Raw genomic sequence first — 17,647 nt, 5'->3', positions numbered from 1 at the left:
GTCTGAAGTTTTAGGAGCCTGACATATGAATGACACCTCACCCCAAGCACTCCAGCAGGATCGTATTGTGGCCGACATTGCCGCAATGTTGCAGATTGAAGCAGCCGAGCTGGATTTAGACGCATTGCTCAGCGAACAGGGCTTGGATTCTCTAAGAATGATCACCCTGATTGAAAGCTGGCGTGCAGCAGGCGCAGATATTGATTTTCACCGAATGATGGCGCTGCCTACCGCACGCGAGTGGATCGCGGAGTTGAACGCCTAATGGCAGAGACTTCCACACATCCTTCGAGCGCGTACCGATCCTGGTTGGCCAGGGGTTTTGCTGATGAAGACGAGCTTTGCGCCTTGGGGCATAAAGATCCGAAGCGCTGCGAGCAAGTCATTGATGCGCTGGTGTGCCTGGGCACTCCCCTGCACGAGCAAGGCAGCAATCGCCACACCTTCCTGTTCCAGCTCCCGGAGGACACTCCCGCTGATCAGGCAAGTGTGCATCTTTTTCTCAATCGCATCACCGATAAAGATAATTATGCACAAGGTGTCATGCACCATATTCCCGGCACACGCTGGTGGGTGCGCACACTTATATTGCCCCCAAGCTATCAGGGCTCGTATGGCTTCCGCACCGGCAATGGCGGCGATGGCCCCACACGCCACCACGCCGCCCACGGCACCGAGGGACACCTGCTCGACCCCCACTCCCCACGCCCGGCACTTGCCCAACAAGGACCACGGGGTTTATCGCATTTTGCCGGCCAGGCAGCACCGACGCCGCAATTTTTCCCCCCAGTACCCGGCGCCCAAGCACGCTGCCTTGAAGGCCATCGGCTGCACTCTGGCCACCTCTTTGAGGCAAGCGCCGAACTTTTAGGCCAAAGGCCGGTATTTTTGTGGGTTCCAGCGCCAGTGCTTTCCACTGACAAGCCGTTGCCCACCGTGGTGCTTTTCGACGCCGACTCATGGTTCCGCCGCTTCAGCCTCGCAGATGCCCTGGATGCAGCCTGTTCCGCAGGGGTGCTGCCCCCTTGTGCCGTTATTGGCATTGGTGTTAATGACATCCCCGACCGACGCCGCGTGCTCGGCGGCAATGATGATTTTGCCCAAGCAGTCATTCCCTGGGCACAGCAGTGGGCGCAGGAGGTGCTCGATAAGCAAGAAAGCCCGCATACCCTAGCCCGGCAACCCCTGGTGGTAGCCGGCCAAAGCCTCGGCGGCATCTTGGCCTTGCGCTGTGCACAACTTTTCCCAGAGCACATCGCTGCCGCGGTGGCGCAGTCGCCGTCTATGTGGTGGGCACCAGGTGAAAACGCTACGCCGAGTGCACTGGGCAGCAGGGTGGTTGACTGGATCAGTGAGCAATACGCCCTTGCTGCACCGAAGCACCACCCTGCCCTGCTGCTGGCCGTAGGCGCACGCGAAACTCCCCTGCTGCCGAGGGTGCTGCTGTTGAGCCTTGCCGCCCAACGCGCTGGCTGGCCGTGCACCGTGGCTGTAGAAGATGGCGGCCACGATTATTGCTGGTGGCGCGAAAACCTCATCGAATTATTGGCCGAAGCCCTAGGCAACAACAATCAACACTCACCCGGAAAGGCAACCCTACTGTGAAGCGTTTGCTCAACGCCGGCCAGCAGGCGCATTGGTTTATCAATGCCACCACCCCTGAGCAATGCCAATGCGCCGAGCTGGTGATCCTTCGACCCACCAAGGATGCCGCTGGCACATATCACAGCGTGGATAGTGACACCCTCACACGCGCCATCGAGCACTGCACGAGGGCGGTACCGGAGTTTTCTGCCAGCTTTTTCACCGAAGCACAGCAGCCGGTGATGAGCATTCCTGACCAGCCTGTGGCCCATAAAGTGCAGGTGCTTGATCCCCGCACCATAGAAGCTCAGGGGGTAAGCGATACTTCCACAGAAGCACTTGCGCGTTGGGCACATCACCTGGTGGATCAAGCCCCTGCATCTACCCAAAAGATCAGCGGGACAGGGCTCATCCATCATGTAGTAGCTAGCATCCCGCATCAGGCTCAATCCCACACGACTGTGTGGGTGATGCGCGTGCATCATATTGTGGCCGATGGATTTGCGGTCAATGCCTTTATTGCTTGGGTGGCCCGCTGCTATACCGCCTTGATCCAGGAGCAGGCTCTGCCACCAAGCCCGTTTAGCCAGGCATCTGCCACAAAGGATGAGCTTTTTAGTACCGAATGCGCACAATACTGGCGCGCACAATCATTGCCTGTGGATCCACCTTCGCTGATAGCCCACACCCACGGCTCCAAGCGGCCACATAGCCTGAGTGCCCAGACGCATATTGCTGCCGAAACCCGCGCCGCGTTGCGCAAGATCGCAGCAGCAAGTGGTGCCACAGAGCTCGATATTGCTTGTACGCTCATTGCTCACTACACCGCTGCGATGACGCATACCGAACAGATCACGCTGGGCTTGCCCATGATGCATCGCCCCTTTGGCCAACAAACAATAGCGATGAGCCCTGTAGCAAGCGTGTTGCCCATCGCGCTTTCCTGCCCTGTGCAAGCACCTGGCATGGCTCCGAAGTTGGAAGAAAGCATCGCTGGTGTGGCACAGCAACTCGGTCAGGCTCGTGCGCATGCGTCGATCAGGCTAGAAGATATTCGCAGGCTCCATGGGCTCAGCGATCCCTCGCGCAGGCTGCTTGGCCCATCGATCAATATTCGCCCCTTTACCCCCAGCTATTGCTTTGCTGGTGTGAAATGCGAAATTCGCACACTCAGTGCAGGGCCTGTGGTTGATGCTGAATGGGTCTTGCAATCTGCCCCCAATGGCGGCTGGGATTGCCTCTTGCTTGCCCACGGCAGCACAAAAGATCAGGAGATGATCGAGGCTCATGCACACCGCATGGCTGCGTTCTTTGCACAAGCATCCAAGCTCAGCCCAACGCGACGGCTTTCAGATATCAGCATCGCAACTGAAGCAGAACAGCAACAGTGCATCGAGGTGTTTAATCGCACTCAACACTTGCTGCCCTGGGATTCCACCACCACGCTGAGCCACTTGCTGCACCAACAGCGTGCGGCAGCGCTGCATGCAACACCCGATGGTGCCGCGCCACTGTTGTATTTTGCGCAACAGGAACTTCCGGCAGATCAAGCCTGGGGTGTGATCACCACCATTGCCAATAAGATGCACGACCTGGGGGTTCGCAGTGGCGATATGGTGGCGCTCGGGTTGCCGCGCAGTGCGTCGTTAAGCTTAAGCATTGCCGCAGTACTTCTACTGGGAGCCCAGTGGGTGCCGGTGGACCCCACCTTGCCCGAAGCTCGCAGAGCCTACATGCTCGAACGCACGCAACCTCGTCTGCTGGTGATTCCAGATACCGACGTTTGGGATGCTTTCGACGCTTCCGCGGTGGGCATCAAGGCAACGTTGCGGATTTCTTCCACCGACATCCGCGCAGGGCAGCAACCAAGCTTTGAAGAACCCGCATGGTTGGCAGACCTTGAGCTGCCCAAGCCTGAACACACCGCCTATGTGCTGTTTACTTCCGGCTCTACCGGCAAACCGAAGGCTGTTGCCGTGCCGCATCGCGGTGTGCTCAATCGCTTGGAATGGATGGTGGAGTACTACCAGATCAGCAGAGAAGCCCAGGCCTGCATTATGCAGAAAACGCCGAGCTCTTTTGATGTTTCTGTATGGGAACTGCTCTTGCCGTTTAGCCACGACGTACCCTGCGCGATCTTGCCCGAGCAACTACACCTCGACCCAGTAGCTGTGGCAGAACATATCAATAGCGCCGGTGTCACCCACTGCCACTTTGTGCCCAGTGCCCTGGGGGCGTTTCTTAATAGCCAACGCGACTCAGACATTAATCTTGATTGCCTCAAACATGTCATCACCTCCGGGGAAGCCTTGGATGCAGGCCTGGCCCATGCCACTGCCAGCACCTTTGATGTGCAGGTCCATAACCTCTATGGACCTACGGAGGCATCCATTGACGTCACCGCCCACACCGTGAGGCCCGAAGATCGTGTGATTCCCATTGGCAAGCCGGTGTGGAATACCCGCACCTATGTGCTCGATCCTTGGCAACAAGCCGTGCCGGTAGGCGCACGCGGCATGCTCTACCTGGCCGGAGTGCAACTTGCCAACGGCTACCTTGGGCAAGCAGTGCTAACAGCACAGCAATTTGTCGAAGATCCTTTTGCACCCGCATGCCAGGAGAACCGCAGGATGTATCGCACCGGCGATCTTGCCTCGTGGCGCGCCGATGGATCGTTGCTCTACCACGGCAGAAGCGATGGCCAGGTCAAGCTGCGCGGGCAACGCCTCGAACTTGGAGAAGTCAGCGCGACCATGCAACACGTTTCCGGCGTAGCCCAGGCCGTGGCCGTGGTACACGAAGGCAGCAGGCTTCTAGGCTATGCCATCCCCAGCGATGCACACGCCGATGAGCACGCACTCATCCACGCCATACGCCAAGCCTGCACAGCAGCGCTGCCCAGTTATATGGTGCCAAGTGCGATCATCTTGCTGGAACGTTTACCCATGACCCTAAACGGCAAGCTCGATACCAAGGCGCTGCCGCTGCCGGAGGTAGAACACCAAGGCAGTGCTGAGCTTTCCAAAGACCCACACACCGCCCAAGTACAACGGGCCTTTGCCGAGGTGCTGAACCTAGGAGTTGTTGGAACAGAAGATAACTTCTTTGATTTAGGTGGCACCTCCCTTGAGGCCATCGCTCTAGCCAATGCGCTGGGAACAAAGGTGCGCGTAGCCGACGTTTTTGCAGCCCCCAGCGTTGATGCGCTGGCCAATGCACTGCGCCAGCTCGACGCCGAACAACCAAGCAAGAACACAGGAACCGCCCGATGGCTAAGCCTGCGAGCCCACCGTGAAGGCATTCCCGTGATCTGCCTCTACCCCGCCGGCGGGCTGGGCTGGTCCTATGCGGGCTTAGTAGCCCAACTTGATCCTGCCCGAGGTGTGTATGCATGCCAGGCACCCGGAGTAGACGGAACCAGCCCACGGCCAGCCACGTTGGCAGAAGCTGCCAAGATCGCAGCCGAAGACATCGCACAGATGTGCACCATGTTGGGTGTCACTGACGTTGATGTAGTGGGGTGGTCTGTAGGTGGGGTGCTTGCCCATGAGGTTGCTGCCTGCGCCCCATCCTTTGGCTTTCAGTGCCGCCGAGTGCTCCTTTTAGATGCCTACCCAGCAGAAGCCTGGGCGGCGTTGCCTGCACCAACAGAGATTGAAAAGCTCCAAGGCATTGCCACCATGGCAGGATGCGATCCTGCTGTGCTTGATACCCAAGACCCACAACGCGCACGCGTGCAATTGCGAGAGGCTTTAAGCAACAGCGGCGGACCGTTTGCGCACCTGCCAAGTGAGGTGCTGGCCGAAGTAAGTGAAGTAGTAGGCCACAACGCGAGGTTGATGCGCGAACACCGCAGCAGCTATTACCCAGGCAGCATCGACCTCTTCCAAGCCACCGTGGCAGCAACCTCACAAGCACAGGAGGCAGCAGAGGCGGTGCGCGATCCTCATTTGTGGGAAGCACACACCGCCGAGCTGCGCATCCATCCGCTTGGCATCAGCCACCCCGAGATGGTCCATCCTGCCACCCTGGCTAGGGTCGCGGCGCTGCTTGCTTAGCCCCCCCCCCGGCGCTAGCCGCGGTGATTCTTGCGCTAGCCGCGGTGTTGCTGCCGCTAGCCGCGGTGTTGCTGCCGCTAGCCGCGGTGTTGCTGCCGCTAGCCGCGGGGGTGCGGCACCAAGATGGGGCGGCTGGTGCGCGGGTCGAGCACTAAATCGCAGTCCACGTCGTAGACCTCGGATACCAACTCTGGGGTCACCACCTCATCAACGCGCCCGGCTGCGAAGACGCGGCCTTGCTTCATCACGATCAGGTCGGTGGCATAACGAAACGCCAAAGAAAGCTCATGGAGCACCGCTACTACCGTTTTGCCCGAGCGTTGCAGCTCCTGGGCAACGTCGAGCACCTGAAGCTGGTGGGTGATATCCAGATAGGTGGTTGGCTCGTCAAGCAGCACAATCGGTGTCTGCTGTGCCAGCACCAAGGCCAACCACACGCGTTGGCGTTGCCCACCGGAAAGCTCCTGGACGACCCTGCCGCGAAGGTTGTCTACTCCTGCCTGGACCATCGCGGCTTCTACTGCTGCCTCATCGGCTTGTGACCATTGGCGGACGAGCCCTTGGTGCGGATAGCGACCACGGCCAACCAGATCTTCTACCACGATGGATTCTGGTGTGAGTGGCGATTGGGGCAAAAAGCTCATGGTGCGGGCAAGCTCTTTGGTGCCATAAGCCTCAAGTGAGCGACCGTGGATATCGATCTGCCCAGAAGCTACGGGCAATAAGCGAGCCATGGTTTTTAACAATGTGGATTTACCACAGGCGTTTGGCCCAACAATCACGGTGAAGGTGCCGGGGCGGATATCGACGTCGACCGAATGCAGAATCTCTTTCGCCCGAGCTCCCCTGCCATAGCCCGCAACGAGGTCGCGCACTGCGATGGCGGCTGCTTGATCGTGGGGTGGTGCAACGCTTGCTGCGACGCTGCTGTGATGAGTAGGCATCACTGAGACCTCCTGCTTTGATAAACCAACAGCCACACCAGGTACACACCGCCGAGGGTGCCGGTGACTGCGCCAACGGGCAATTGTGTAGGAGCAAAAAGGCGCTGAGCGGCGATGTCTGAACCCAGCACCAGCATCGCTCCGCAAAGGCCTGATGCGATCATTTCGCATTCGCCAGAACGCGCGAGGCGTTTAGCAATCTGCGGTGCCGCCAAAGCAACGAAGGCCACAGGGCCTGCGATGGCCACGGCCGCTGCGATCAAGGCAACGCCGATGGCGACTAATTGGCTGCGACGTGTACGAACTTTCACGCCAACGCTGGTGGCAATGTCGTCTCCACTGCTTAACGTGTTCAAGGGTCGGCTCAACATCAGTGCCATCGGCAATAACAGCACGATGGCGATCACGTATAGCCGCATGGAGTCGAAGCTGACGGCGTTGAGTGTGCCTGCCAACCACAGCGCTGCGGTTTGAGCACTTGCCAGCGAGGCTCGCACAATCAGCAGGGAGTTCACCGCGTGCAAGATGGCCGACACACCGATGCCTACCAGCACCAAACGGACACCACCTACACCCATAGTGGATTCATAGGACAGTCCGTACACCACCATGGCTGTAACCAAGCCACCGCAGAGTGCGCCTACGGCCACACCGGCTGGAGTGGCAGAAAAGACGATGATTTGTAGCAGCGCACCGGTGGCCGCACCGGTGCTAAATCCGATCACATCTGGGCTGCCCAGGGGGTTATCGGAAAGGGATTGAAAGATCGTGCCGGATACACCTAGGGCTGCGCCAACAATGATGGCTGCGAGCACGCGGGGCGCACGCTGTTGTTGGACAAAGAAATTAGCCAGACGGTCTTGGGAGTTACCGGCAAGTGCGCGAAGCGCCTCTGCGATGGTCATGTGGTACTCGCCTGTAACCAGTGCGAAGGCTCCCAGCACGCAAATCACCACTGCAAGAAGCAGGGCGACGAAGGCGCTGCGTGGTGCGATGCGCACGGTGATTGGGCGGCGGGATCCTAGGGAGACAGTTTTGAATTGGCTCATATGGCGCTCACTTTCGATCGGCGCACCAAGGCGACAAAGATCGGGCCACCGATGATGGCTGACATCAAACCCACTTCAATTTCATTGGGCATCACCACGACGCGGGCGAGGACGTCGGCAAGCAATAAAAACGAGGGCGCACCCAGGGCCGAGAGCGCCACAATCCAGCGCCAATCTGCACCCGCGATGGTGCGCGCTACATAGGGCACCGCCAAGCCAACGAACATGATTGGACCAATTGCGGCGGTAGCTGCGCCAGCGAGCAGAGTCACTGAACACATCACCACTGCTCGCACCAATCCAAGGCGCACGCCCAAGGCGGTGGAGGCGGCGTCGCCAAGCGCCATGGCGTTGAGCGCTGGCGTGATGAGGAAGGCAAGGACGAGCCCCAGCAGGATGAATCCAATCACGGTGAGGAACACCGAAAAGCCGCGTCCTTGAGCCGAGCCTGCAGCCCAGAAGCGAAACTCGTTGAATGCCTGCTGGTTGGTCAAGATAATGACCTGCACAATCGCCTGGATGGCCATGCTTACCGCCACACCAGCTAAGGCCAAACGCGAAGGATTCGGCGGGCCTCCTGCGGTACCGATGCTCGCGGTGGTGGTGCTGCCAATGATGTACACCGCCACGGCGGCGAGCGCGGCGCCGATAAATGAGAACCACACATAAAAGGAAATCGTGGATATCCCAAACACGGCCACCGCCGCCACCACGGCGAGGGATGCGCCTGCATTGACACCCAGAATGCCGGGATCAGCCAAGGGGTTGCGGGTCAGCGCCTGCATCAGCGCACCCGCCGTGCCCAAGGCCGCGCCCACCGCAATCAGCAGCAGTGTTCGCGGCCAACGCTGTTGGGTGACCACGACCGACTCGAAAGAGCCGTCTGGATGCCACAGCGACTGCCACACCGTGCGGAAGGGAATGAGATTTGAGCCTATGGCCATAGACAATCCCATGCTCAGCAGTACTAGTAGCACCAGCACCAGTACTGCCACGGTATTTTTTCTCACGTACACCACACCTGGCCAAGCATCTAGCGTGGTGAGTGCGGGCCCTGCGGGCCTTGAGAACCCTGCGGACCCTGTGGGCCTTGGGGTGGGCCATAATCCGCGTGCGGATCATAGCTTTGAGGGCTAAAGGTAGCCGTGCTGGGGTGCGAGGCCTCATCGTGATACCCGCCTTGGGCGGCATCTGGCATCACTACCTGCTGCTGAGCACCTAAAAGCTGTGCATCTGCGCGGCGACGGCGCTCAGTGGTGGTGTACCACAAGGCCATGGCGGCGAAACCGACAATCAAAATGGCGCCACCGATCACCGCGCCCATGATTGGTGCGCGATCCTTGCGGTTCTGCGAAGCGGCACTGAGCTGCGTGTTGTCTTGTTGCGCCCCTTCACTGCCCTGGCCGTTGGAGCCATCGTCGCCTTCATCGAGCACGGCCAAGGATGCGTCCTCACCCTCGCCGCCTTCTTCGCCTGGCGACGAATCAAGTGCCCCACCTGGTGCGCCCGCACCACCGGAGCCGCCACTGGCACCACCGGAGTTGCCTCCGCGGTTGAGGCTGATGGAGTTCTTGGCCTTGGGCTGATTGCCTTGGCCACTATTGGATCCGCCGGAGTTATTGGATCCGCCATTGCCTCGGCTTTGGTTTTGCTTCTGGCCACCGGTGGCAGGCTTTTGTTCCTTCGCCCCCTGGTTACCGCCAGATGCCTGGCCTTGCGTGGCTGGCTTCGAGGCCTTTTCTACCACGGTGAAGTTGGGGCTTCGGTTGCTCCAGCCGAGGGTTTCTCGATCAGAGTCGCCTTTTCGTTCCGTGGCAAGGAAGCGCAGCCAGTGCGAGCCGGTGGGGAAATTGCAGCCAATATTTAAGGTGCCGGATACGTTGCCGTTGGCATCGCTCATTTGGCGAGCCACCACGCCAGCGCCCTGCTGGGACTGGTCTTGGCTTGAAAGCTGACCATCATCGAATTTCACGCTCACCATCGTGTTGGGGGCGAAATTGCGAAGCTGGTAGTTCAAGGTGCCGCAGCGCTGCACCGTGGTAGGAGAAACGGTGGAAACACTATTGCCCGTATTGGAGCCATTGGCTCCACCGGGCGGCAGTGCCTCAGCCTGAGGCACGAAGCTCGGCGCGAGGGCCAAGGCAGCGGCAGCGCATACAGCAGCACAAGCTTTAGCGGTGCTGCGCAGCATTGCTTTTGGAGAGATCTTGTTCATGTCTCGGACTTTCTGGTTGCTTTGAAAAACACTGGGCATTAGCTTCGCGATCGACGCCCAAGCATCAATCCGCCTGCGGCGACACCAACGGCGAAAAGCGCGCCGATGATCAATGCCCAGTCACGGCCATCCATGAGTGGTGTTTGAGAAGAAGCAGTACGCACGCTGGGGCGATTGCCATTGGATTCATCACCCAGATCGATCAGCACCCAGCCCAGTAACTCGTCATCTGCGCTGGTCAAGGTGATCTTGGGCGAGCCTTTCTTGAGCCCGGCGATGTCGATGTAGACGTTGCCGTCGACATCAGCTTCCACCCACCCCAATGCCTTGGGGTCTGGGTTATAGGAGTGCAGGAACACCCAGTCACCAGCAGCCATTGGCTCTGCGTGCAGCGAAAGGATGGTGCCGTCTAAGCTGGCGTCGACCTCGCCGGCGTTGTCGTCGTTAAGCTCCGAGGCCTTTTTCACCGGCGGTTCCGGATCGTGATCCGGGCGCGGTTGGCTATCGTCGCTGCTATCAAAGCCGCTATCTGTGAAACCTCCACCGCTGCTATCGCCGCCACCGCCGCTGAAGGAATCATCGGTGGCATAAAAACCGCCCGATACCGCCTCGGCGTCTTCGCCTAGGGCAATGGTGCTACTCGGATTGGTGCCACCACCGGAGTAGCTAGAGGTGTTGCTATCAGCATCGTCGTGGTGATCGCTACTGCCTTTTTCAGCGGCACCCGAGTTGCCTTCTGGCTTGCTTGTTTCTTGCTTATCCGACTGCGCATCGCCGCCTTGGTTATCCTCGGCCTCGTCGCTTTCGGCGGGCTCGGCACAACCCGGACGCTTGCCGGAGGAATCAAGATAATCCCAACCAATCAGCTTCTGCCCAGCCCCGCGGCTGCCGTCTTGGACGGTGATTTTCACGTTGCCACGTAGGGCGTCGACAGGCTTGAGCGCAGCAGTGACCGTCGAGCCTTCAGCGAGCTGGAACCACTGCTCACCGTAGGGATCATTGGTTTGCCCGCACTCGTTATAGGCGGAGAGGTACACCCAGGTGCCGGGCTGGGCAGAAGGCACCTGCACCTGAATCTTGTCACCTTTGGTGCTGACCTTCACGCCGTTTTTCTTGTCACTGCTTAAGTCATTGTCGTAGTTAAAGACGGTATCTGGCAGACCATTGGGCTTGTATTCACCGAGCAAGAATCGGCCTTTGCCTTCCTTTTTCTCTGAAGGAGTGGGGCGTGTCTCGCGCACATCGCCTTCTTGCAAGGAACCAGACAAAAGGCGAATCGAGTGCTCACCTGGGCCAAAGGTGGGATTCGAGCCCAACTTTCCACTATTGGTGCCATCCGGCAAGGGCATATTCACATCGAAGCTGCCGTCGCTTTGTGCCTCGATGATGTACCAAATGGTGGTGTTTTCATGCAGTGAGGTATCGAGGTGATTGATATTGCCCTCATCCAATTTCACGGCAATCTTTGCACCACCGAGTCCTTCGGAATTACACCAACCCGTACCAACGATCCGAAGTTGATTTTGCGCATCGGCTTCTGCAGCAACATCAAATTCAGGTGTAGCACCGGAGGCACACTGTGCATCTTGTGCATGAGCAGGTTGCACCGGGATGAAGGACACCACGTTGCCTGCCTGGAGGGATACGCCAAGGGCGAGTCCTGCACCAAGGGCGGCCAATCGCTTGGCGCGTCCTCCTAACAAGGCCCGAGAGGTCTGAGCACTGGGCCGCGGGGGTTGAATAGCACTATTCATCGCTAGAAACCTTCTGGCTTAGGGCTGCATGGCAGGGTTTTGCACGAGCAGGGTATCGACGTCGGAGATAATCTTTTGCACAAGCAAAGGACCACCGGTGGACGTCCAAGCAGAACCCTCGACGGGAATCACGTGGTTATCGCGTACCGCGGTGAGCTGGTCAAAGCCTGGTACCTGGCGGGCTTCATCGAGCGAGGCGCCTGCAGCGTTGGAGTCGGCATTGCCACCTGCATTGGGGTTACCAACTGAGGAGCCACCGAGGGTGCCAAAGAAGATGTAATCGGCGTCGATATCGCCCAGGTTTTCATTCGACACAGGTTCGGAGTGTCCGCCACCGAACTTATCTTGATTTGCAGGGCGCTTCAGGCCGAGTTCTTCCAGGGACTGACCTGCGGGAAGTTCTTTGAGGATCAAGGAGGCACCATTGCCCTGCCAGCGAACGATGGAGAAGGTCTTGTCCTTGAAGGGCTCAAGCTTTGCGGAGGTTTCTGCAACAAGGCGATCGTGCTCTTCGAGTACCTTCTTGCCTTCTTCATTCATGTTCATGGCATCTGCAACGATGGCGAAGTTCTTGCGCCAGTCGCCACCGGCGTAGCCAGTCATGACGGTGGGGGCGATCTCTCCAAGTGCAGCCATCACGTCAGGGTTGTTATTCACGCTGGTGCCATCCACCAGAATCATGTCTGGGTTTAAAGCACCAATGGCCTCGAAATTGGGTTGGCCGACACTGCCGACGATAGGAGTGTCACCGGCACGTTCCTGGAGATATGCCGGCACGGTGGTCAGACCACGACCAGCTACGGTGCCGGCAGGCTTTACGCCTAGAGCTAAGACCGAATCCAATGTGGGTTCAGAAAAGGTAATCACACGTTGCGGGCGCTCAGGAACGGTGACTTCTACACCGTCACTGTCTTTCACTACTCGGGTGTTGCCTTCACCAGCAGCATTGTTGGAAGAAGCATCCTCTGAGCTGCAGGCGAACAGAAAGAGTGCCATCAGCAGTGCGAGCAGAACAAAGAGCCAATGTGTAGCCGAGCGGCGCATTGTGAGCATGGTGGGTTCCTTTAAATGTGTTTAGTTATGTCAGCGATCGCTGCGCGTGTTTCAGCGCGAAGTATTTGGGATTTAGGTGCGGGTATAACCGCGGGCGTTGCCGCCCGCGGTTATGGTTTGCCCTGCTTGTAGACGTTGCCGTCCACATTGGGCGGTTCTTGCCTTAATGCAAGAGGTGCTGGCCTACCAGCGAGGCAGCCACTTGCTAATCCAAGACGGCACACCGAAGGCTACGGTGAGCTGGAATACCCAGTTCATGGAGAGCAGGGAGGTGACTGCGGAGAAGAGGAAGGACACCACGCGGCCAGGCTTGAACACGCCGCCTTGCTCAGGCTCCTCAGGAGCAGGAGTGTTACCTCCGTCGGTTTGTCCGCCCTCGTTTTGGCCGGGATCTTCGGTGCCCTCACCAGGAGTCTGGGTTTCGCCACCGGGCTGCTCGGTGCCGCCGGGCTGCTCAGTACCACCGGGCTGCTCGGTGCCGCCGGGCTGCTCGGTGCCGCCGGGCTGCTCAGTACCACCGGGCTGCTCAGTGCCGCCGGGCTGCGCGGGGGCAGACTCGTTGAGCGCGAAGCGGTACACGGTGTTGGTGGGCTCGCCCTTGTCATTGGTGGTGGCAGACTTCTGCACGGTGTACACCACGCCATTGGCACCGAGTGCGGTGTGGTTGGTGTTGCCGCCAGCAGGCAGGTTGGCCACGATCTGGAAGTCTTCGGCATTGAGTACCGTGACGGTGCCGCCACCGCGGTTGGTCACGTACACGCGGTCATGGACCGGGTCATAGACAGCGTTGAGGGCACCAGCACCGGTGGGCACTTCTGCTACAAGCTGCTTCTGCTCGAGGTTGTACACCACAACGTTGGAGCTACCCTGCGATGCCACATAGAGGTTGCCGCGGCTTGGGTCCCAGGCAACGCCGGAGCCACGATCCACATCGTTGGCTGGCAGGTCGATGACGGTGATATCGCCGGAGGCCAGATCAACCTTGGCTGCCTTGGGCTGGGAAAGCGACACGGTAAAGAGGCTGCGGGTTGCCTGATCGAATGCCAGGGACATGGTGCCGCCGAAGTCGCCGAGCTCGATATTGCGGACGCTGCCGTCGGCGCTTACTTCAGCGATGATGCCACTGCCGGTAGGCGAGGAAACATACGCCTTGCCGGTTTGCTCATCCACTACAACATCGCGTGCGTGATCGACGATGCCCGAGGGGAATTGCTTGACCAAGGAGAGGTCAGACTGCTTGTACACGGCAACAGAGCCAGTACGGGTGTTGGTTGTCCACACCAGGCCACGCTGGTTATCCAGGCCAACACCGTAGACTGCGTGCACACCAGCGTCGGGGTTGTTGGGGTCAATCGCGGATGCGTTGGCCTCTTGCTTGAGCTCCAAGGTGGTGGCATCCAGCTTGTACAGGGTGGATTCCTTGATCGGCGGGCGGCCTACCGCGCGGGTAACAAAGAGCTCGTTGGTGTTGGTGTTCGCCGCGCTTTGGTACAGGCCGGATGGAAGCTGCGTGGAGATGCTGGAGTAGCTATCGGCAGCGACCGGGGAGTTATCGGCGGTGATCTTCGGACCGGCAACGGTGTGGTTTGCGCCGTTGTGGCTAAAGGTTGCCTCGAGTGCAGCACCTACTGGTGCGTCCTTGGGCAGCTTCACACCTTCGACGACAGCGACGTGGTTATCGGCGTCGACACCGGAACCGGTGTAGTAGTTCTTGCCTTTAGCGCCTACCGCGGTGACCTTGGCACCATCGGGCAGGTTGTACACCGTAACGGTGGTTTCTGCATTAGCGCTGGTAGAAGATGCCTGCACACCTGCGGTGGTGGTGATCTTTGCTTCTGCGGTCTTGTCATCGTCGGCGGTGATCACGATGGTGTTCTCACCGGCGGGAGCAGAGCCCTTGGGCAGGGTGACAGCGGTGTTCAAGGTGCCGTCTTCACCGATGGTGATCGGATCCGCGCTTGCGTTACGGCCACTTCCCCACAGCACTGCTTGGCCGTTCACTGTGGCGGTTACCTTGGAACCGGGGGTGAAGCCTTCAAGGGAGACATTCGCGCTCACGGTCTGACCGCGGTCGTTGTTCTTGGCGTCGCTCGCGGTTGCCGAGGCATCGCTGCTGTTGGCTTGCTCTTCGGATCCGCCTTCTTGGCCGCCCTGGTTGCCTTCGGGTTCTGCAGGCTTTTCAGTCTCGCTGGGCTGCTCAGGCTCTGCTGGCTTTTCGGACTCTGCCGGCTTCTCTGGCTCGGCTGGGGTCTCGGTGGTGGCGCCGTCTTGGTTGCCACCTTCGGATGGTTGAGCGCCTTCAGCTGCTCCATCCTGGTTGCCTTCAATCACGGTTCCGCAGTGGCCATCATTGGCACCGGAATTGACGGTGAATTTCACTGGTTGGGAGGTCATGGAGCCCCCGTCATTACCGGTGAGCACACGGATGACGTGCGCGCCGTCTTTGAGGTCACCAGGCAGCCTGAGCTGCACTTCGAAGCTTCCATCCGCAGAAAGCATGGATTCTGCGGGGATGATGATCTGGGGTTCCGGCTGGGAGATCTTCTCGAAGCGTGCATCGGGCTGGTCGACGGGCCACTTGTTTTTATTATCGTCGATCTTGAAGGAGAAGGAGCCGCCCTCGGCGGGGCGTTGCTCGAATCCGGAGCCTTTCACTGTGACTACCTCACCTGGTTTGTAATTCCGGGAGGTGTCCATGCTGAGCTCGCCGATTCCGCGACCGGGCTTAATTTCTAGATTGGCGCATTGGTGCGTTTCATCAGCACCGGCTTGAGGGACTGCGACCATAAATGGCGCGATCGCCATCGTCGCTGCGAGCATTCCAACCGCCGCGCGGCGGGGTAGAGCTGAGCGCTTCATAGTTCTGGGGTGCTCCTTAAGGGAGGAAACAGGGGGTTTTCACTCTCGCCTCGGCATCCAACTCCCTTGGAGGTGGTGGCCAGGCGCCGCACGGCCTCGGCTGTGCTGGCGCCAATTTAAGGTAAGCCTTACCTATTAGTCAATGATCTAAGTGTTACCTAAGAAGTGCAGCTCTACGCCGAAAAATCGCCACCAGCGCCACGAGCAGGGCACTTCGATAACGTTTTCATTGCTGCCAAATCACCAAACTGCGAATCCTGCCCGGCTCCGGGGGTAGCAAAAAGCTGCATATCACCCCCTCTGCCCGATCCGCACTTTGCATTCCGAAACCTTCCCGCCCCTTATCAATGCCATCCCCGCCCCGGCGCCCAAAGCTTTTCGACGCTACACTCGTGGACATGACAACGAAGATTCTGATCACCGGCGCCAGCGGTTTTATCGGCAGCCACACCGCAGCAAACTTAAGCCAACTCGCACCCCAGGCTCAGATCAGCCGACTATCGCGCACCCCACGAGAAGAACCGGGCTGGGTCTATGGCGATTTTGCGAAACCCGAAACGCTCCGCGCAGCGTTTCAAGGCCAAGACGTGGTCTTTTTAGTCTCCACCACCGAACGCGATGATCGTTTAGAGCTGCACCAACACGCAGTGGACGCCGCACGCACGGCAGGCGTCCAACACATTGTCTACCTCTCCTTTTATGGCGCCGCGCCAGATGCCACCTTCGCGCATGCTCGGCTGCACTATGCCACCGAGGAGTACATCAAACGCTCCGGTATGCACTACACCTTCCTTCAAGACAATTTCTATACCGAGGCCACAGCCGCGTTCATCGTCGATGGTGCAATCCGTGGCCCGGCGGGCGATGGCAAAGCAGCTTTTGTCAGCCGCGAGGACGTAGCACGCAGCGCCGCGGCGGTGTTGGCGCAGCCTGAACAACATCGCGATCGGGCCTATCAACTCACCGGACCTGCGGCCATCACCATGGAAGAAGTTGCCACCATCGCCAGCCATTTCCTTGGTTCCCCGGTGCGCTATATCAACGAAACACTCGAGCAGGCCCGCGAATCCAGAGCTTCGTACAATGCCCCGGAATGGGAGGTCGATGCCTGGATCTCCACCTACACCGCCATTGCCAATGGTGAGCTCGATGGGGTGACAGATCACGTGGAAAAGCTCACGGGACACAAAGCAATGAGCGTGGTGCAGTGGTGGCAACAACACAGCGAGTAGGGCGTGCTGCGTTTTAGACGCTGAAACATTACAATTTTCTCATGTCTTTTACGCTCGCCGCTGATAATCCCGCCGACCAGGTACAACAGGCCGTTCAATCGCTTACTTGGCATGATCTCGGCATTGGCTTAGTCATCATTGCCGTTGGCGCGCTGATCGCCTGGATAGTCAAGCTGATTGTGAACCAGGCGCTGCTGAAGATTGCCCACCGAACCAAGGCCTCCGCCCGGGCGTTTTCCTCGATTACGCAGTGGGTGGTGATTGCGCTGGCCGTCGCGGCAGCGATTACCTACGTCTTTCCTTCGGTCAAACCCGTGAACCTCATCGGCGGGCTGGGCGTTGTCTCCATTGCAGCCGGTATCGCCTTCCAAACGGTGCTTGGCAATACCTTCGCAGGCCTTGTCATTTTGATGCGAGAAACTCCCCTGGTGGGCGACCAAATCCAAATTGGTGATGTTGCAGGCACCATCACCGATATCAACCTTTCCACCACCACGGTGCGCACCTTCTCCGGCCGCCAGGTCTTGATTCCCAATGGCACGCTGCACACCTCCATCGTCACGGTGCAAACCCGCCACGAGTGGGTGCGCACCAATTTCGATGTCAAGATCCGGCATGCCGAGGACTTCCAAAAGGCTCGTGAAGTAGCGGTCAAGGCATTAGAAAAGGTCGATGCCATCCTCGAATCCCCAGCACCGGTGGCCGTGTTGCGCCAGGTAGCCGATGGTATGGCCACGATGGAGGTTCGCTTCTGGTCTGGTTCGCGCCAGATGGATACCGTGGCAGCACTCGACGCAGCCATCGTTGCCGTGACCAGCGATCTACGCAAAGCCGGTATCGAGTTTGGGCCGGATAATACGGTGATGTTCGCCGGTGGTGAGTAGGGTGGCGTCGAAAAG

The 17,647-nt window shown here is 59.0% G+C and carries 12 protein-coding genes; 5 read left to right on the top strand and 7 right to left on the bottom strand.

Annotation, left to right across the window (positions count from 1 at the left end; all coding sequences use genetic code 11):
* Window positions 1–25 precede the first annotated feature (25 nt).
* Genes IEU99_RS05020 through IEU99_RS05010 form a run of 3 tightly spaced genes read left to right on the top strand, consistent with a single transcriptional unit; the run spans window position 26 to window position 5,642 of the window.
* Entirely contained in the window at window positions 26–265 is a 240-nt protein-coding gene (locus tag IEU99_RS05020; RefSeq protein ID WP_128890485.1) for a phosphopantetheine-binding protein, read from the top strand.
* Window positions 265–1,605, top strand: a complete 1,341-nt coding sequence (locus IEU99_RS05015) for an alpha/beta hydrolase (protein WP_128890486.1) — start codon at window positions 265–267, stop codon at window positions 1,603–1,605. The genes IEU99_RS05020 and IEU99_RS05015 overlap by 1 nt, the downstream gene beginning before the upstream one ends.
* A complete protein-coding gene (locus IEU99_RS05010; protein WP_128890487.1) occupies window positions 1,602–5,642 on the top strand; it encodes a non-ribosomal peptide synthetase in 4,041 nt (1,346 codons plus the stop codon). The genes IEU99_RS05015 and IEU99_RS05010 overlap by 4 nt, the downstream gene beginning before the upstream one ends.
* Window positions 5,643–5,740: 98 nt before the next feature.
* On the opposite strand, the gene IEU99_RS05005 is transcribed toward IEU99_RS05010, so the two are convergent.
* From IEU99_RS05005 to IEU99_RS04975, 7 genes are all read right to left on the bottom strand, one after another.
* The gene (locus tag IEU99_RS05005) at window positions 5,741–6,586 is read right to left on the bottom strand and encodes an ABC transporter ATP-binding protein (RefSeq protein ID WP_128890488.1); all 846 of its coding nucleotides are present in this window, start codon (window positions 6,584–6,586) and stop codon (window positions 5,741–5,743) included.
* Window positions 6,586–7,635: a FecCD family ABC transporter permease gene (locus IEU99_RS05000; RefSeq protein WP_128890489.1), complete on the bottom strand. Its 1,050-nt coding sequence runs from the start codon at window positions 7,633–7,635 to the stop codon at window positions 6,586–6,588. The genes IEU99_RS05005 and IEU99_RS05000 overlap by 1 nt, the downstream gene beginning before the upstream one ends.
* Entirely contained in the window at window positions 7,632–8,645 is a 1,014-nt protein-coding gene (locus IEU99_RS04995) for a FecCD family ABC transporter permease (RefSeq protein WP_229718393.1), read from the bottom strand. The genes IEU99_RS05000 and IEU99_RS04995 overlap by 4 nt, the downstream gene beginning before the upstream one ends.
* A gap of 23 nt (window positions 8,646–8,668) precedes the next feature.
* Window positions 8,669–9,850 carry a hypothetical protein gene (locus IEU99_RS04990; RefSeq protein ID WP_128890490.1) on the bottom strand — a complete coding sequence of 394 codons (1,182 nt, stop codon included), beginning with the start codon at window positions 9,848–9,850 and terminating at the stop codon, window positions 8,669–8,671.
* 38 nt (window positions 9,851–9,888) lie between these two features.
* Window positions 9,889–11,604, bottom strand: coding sequence for a hypothetical protein (locus tag IEU99_RS04985; RefSeq protein ID WP_128890491.1), 1,716 nt, complete (start codon window positions 11,602–11,604; stop codon window positions 9,889–9,891).
* Window positions 11,605–11,622: 18 nt separating this feature from the next.
* Window positions 11,623–12,657, bottom strand: coding sequence for an ABC transporter substrate-binding protein (locus IEU99_RS04980; RefSeq protein WP_229718392.1), 1,035 nt, complete (start codon window positions 12,655–12,657; stop codon window positions 11,623–11,625).
* A gap of 183 nt (window positions 12,658–12,840) precedes the next feature.
* Window positions 12,841–15,516 (bottom strand): hypothetical protein, encoded by a 2,676-nt coding sequence (locus tag IEU99_RS04975; protein WP_128890492.1) that lies wholly within the window; start codon window positions 15,514–15,516, stop codon window positions 12,841–12,843.
* Between the two features lie 398 nt (window positions 15,517–15,914).
* On the opposite strand from IEU99_RS04975, the gene IEU99_RS04970 reads away from it, so the two are divergent.
* Window positions 15,915–16,748 carry an SDR family oxidoreductase gene (locus IEU99_RS04970; RefSeq protein ID WP_128890493.1) on the top strand — a complete coding sequence of 278 codons (834 nt, stop codon included), beginning with the start codon at window positions 15,915–15,917 and terminating at the stop codon, window positions 16,746–16,748.
* Window positions 16,749–16,789: 41 nt separating this feature from the next.
* Window positions 16,790–17,632, top strand: coding sequence for a mechanosensitive ion channel family protein (locus IEU99_RS04965; protein ID WP_123960910.1), 843 nt, complete (start codon window positions 16,790–16,792; stop codon window positions 17,630–17,632).
* Window positions 17,633–17,647 lie beyond the last annotated feature (15 nt).

The sequence above is a fragment of the Corynebacterium pelargi genome (assembly GCF_014635485.1).
GTDB lineage: Bacteria > Actinomycetota > Actinomycetes > Mycobacteriales > Mycobacteriaceae > Corynebacterium > Corynebacterium pelargi.
This window is presented reverse-complemented; position numbering and strand designations above follow the sequence as displayed.

Excerpts from the sequence above, each read along its gene's own strand:
- IEU99_RS05015 (WP_128890486.1), top strand. The coding sequence starts at position 265 with ATGGCAGAGACTTCCACACATCCTTCGAGCGCGTACCGATCCTGGTTG.
- IEU99_RS05000 (WP_128890489.1), bottom strand. The coding sequence starts at position 7,635 with ATGAGCCAATTCAAAACTGTCTCCCTAGGATCCCGCCGCCCAATCACC.
- IEU99_RS05020 (WP_128890485.1), top strand. The coding sequence starts at position 26 with ATGAATGACACCTCACCCCAAGCACTCCAGCAGGATCGTATTGTGGCC.
- IEU99_RS04985 (WP_128890491.1), bottom strand. The coding sequence starts at position 11,604 with ATGAATAGTGCTATTCAACCCCCGCGGCCCAGTGCTCAGACCTCTCGG.
- IEU99_RS04965 (WP_123960910.1), top strand. The coding sequence starts at position 16,790 with ATGTCTTTTACGCTCGCCGCTGATAATCCCGCCGACCAGGTACAACAG.
- IEU99_RS05005 (WP_128890488.1), bottom strand. The coding sequence starts at position 6,586 with ATGCCTACTCATCACAGCAGCGTCGCAGCAAGCGTTGCACCACCCCAC.
- IEU99_RS04975 (WP_128890492.1), bottom strand. The coding sequence starts at position 15,516 with ATGAAGCGCTCAGCTCTACCCCGCCGCGCGGCGGTTGGAATGCTCGCA.
- IEU99_RS04990 (WP_128890490.1), bottom strand. The coding sequence starts at position 9,850 with ATGAACAAGATCTCTCCAAAAGCAATGCTGCGCAGCACCGCTAAAGCT.
- IEU99_RS04980 (WP_229718392.1), bottom strand. The coding sequence starts at position 12,657 with ATGCTCACAATGCGCCGCTCGGCTACACATTGGCTCTTTGTTCTGCTC.
- IEU99_RS04970 (WP_128890493.1), top strand. The coding sequence starts at position 15,915 with ATGACAACGAAGATTCTGATCACCGGCGCCAGCGGTTTTATCGGCAGC.